This window comes from Marinospirillum insulare DSM 21763 (assembly GCF_000686905.1).
Classification (GTDB): domain Bacteria; phylum Pseudomonadota; class Gammaproteobacteria; order Pseudomonadales; family Halomonadaceae; genus Marinospirillum; species Marinospirillum insulare.
In genome coordinates this window covers 1-1674 of record NZ_JMLW01000067.1, presented here as the reverse complement: position 1 = coordinate 1674, position 1674 = coordinate 1, and the positions used below count along the sequence as shown (strand labels likewise).

General features: G+C 36.5%; 2 protein-coding genes. One reads left to right on the top strand and one right to left on the bottom strand.

The annotated features are described in order from the left end of the window. Window positions 1–125 precede the first annotated feature (125 nt). Complete coding sequence (locus BP27_RS0113605; protein ID WP_027851993.1) at window positions 126–518, top strand: hypothetical protein; 393 nt, start codon at window positions 126–128, stop codon at window positions 516–518. On the opposite strand, the gene BP27_RS0113600 is transcribed toward BP27_RS0113605, so the two are convergent. Beyond that, on the bottom strand, window positions 506–1480 hold the full coding sequence (locus tag BP27_RS0113600) for a hypothetical protein (RefSeq protein ID WP_027851992.1): 975 nt from the start codon (window positions 1478–1480) through the stop codon (window positions 506–508). The two genes, BP27_RS0113605 and BP27_RS0113600, sit on opposite strands and share 13 nt — an antisense overlap. Window positions 1481–1674 lie beyond the last annotated feature (194 nt).

The following is a 1674-nucleotide window of genomic DNA, read 5'->3' as shown; positions in this document are numbered from 1 at the left end:
TTTTGTTTGTGTTGGAACTTACATTCTCTAAGAAACCCGACTCCTTTTCTAGTGAGCCAGATCTTTTCTACACCCTTAAATGCGAAGAGCCAGATTAACTATGCCACTACAATGCAACTCAAGAGTTGAAATCAGGAAATCCTACAGATCAACTAAAAAACAAACAGTCGGGTAGGGTTAGTGGTCATGACTTTTCTATTCTTGGTCGTAATGGAAGTGCTAATACTGCAATAGAAGTCATGATTCAGGTTTTTGCTGAACTTGCAAAAGATGATCCTCAGTTTTTAGAACGATTTATTGCACGAAAACATGGAAAAAAGCGGCGTTATGTATCGCGTAATAAAAACGAACTTTACCCAGACCGACCAGATTTGGTCGAGTCTTCAGCAATAGAGATAATACCTGGCTGGTGGATAGGTACTAATTATAGCCGTAAAGATATGCAAAAGATTATTAATCTAGCAAAGGAAGTTGCTCGTCCTGAGGCTGCAGCGACTATTAAAGTTCAGCTTTTATAAAGCTTATGTAGAACTACTCTTAGTTTTGTAATGCAGTCTAGTGCTTGAATGCGCCCTGCAGGTATATAGAGGCTCTTTTTATTAATTCTAGGGTGCATTACTTCATTGCCGTAAGTTTTTATATTCTCCATATTTGAAGCGATGTCAGGTAGTCTTTCTGACGCATTTTTAATCAAGAGTGATAATGGGAGTGGGCTGGGAGTTAAGTTTTCTTCTTGATGCTCATATGCAGTAAAACCAAGCCGAGAGTGTGTATCTAAAAGTACATATTCAAGCAAGGCTCTACTAGCTGATAAAACAGAAAGCCAATTGCCATAAGTAAAAGAGGAATAGATTTCTTTTATTCTAATTCGTATATGACGTGGAAGCTTATCTGAAGTCTTGGAAGTAATAATAGGTCTAAGTGAGCTAAGGTTTATTGCCCAATTATCAGGCTTAAAGTATTCAGAATTCAATAGTTGCCTGCTAAGTTTAAGATCGCTTTCATCTAGATAATAATACTCCTCCAAATCATCACCAAGAGCATCGATCAATATGTCTATTTGCTCTAACGCTAAGTCGTAGATATCTCGAATTGGTGTGTGCTCAACACTTGGTATGTTTTTAAGATCCGTGGAAATACCTTGTTTCTCTAGAAAAGAAATAAAGTCAAAGCCTTTAGTGTCACCATAAAAAGATAAATTGGAAATTTCTTCTTCTATGGGCAAGTAGCTGTTTTCATAAAAGCTTAAAAGTTCTTCGGAACCTTGTAACACTGGTAGCTCTGCGAGGTAAAGCTGTCTAGAAAGCGATTCAGTAATTTCTTTTCCATAAGTATTTATTTTTCTAATCAACTCTTCTAGTTGCTTGGCTTTAGCTGGTGGCTGTGTTTTAAGATCAAGATTTTCAATCTCAACCATTGCTAAAACCTGCATCAGGTGTTGCTTTAATAGTGATAGAGCTAGTTTAGTACGATCTTTCATGCTTTGCTCCTTGAAATCTACAAAAATATTAATGTATAGTTAGATATAAATGTTAGCAGAATAAATTAATTTAGCTAACTGAATGTTGGTAACTTTAAGAAGCCTGGATTCAACTCTCAAGTGCAACTCATTAAACTAGGATTGGATGGCAAGCTGCTGTAGCATCTTATGCTTTTCAATCGACCAAGAATGAG

Bases quoted from the DNA above. Each gene is read 5' to 3' on its own strand.
- BP27_RS0113600 (WP_027851992.1), bottom strand. From the start codon at position 1,480: ATGAAAGATCGTACTAAACTAGCTCTATCACTATTAAAGCAACACCTG.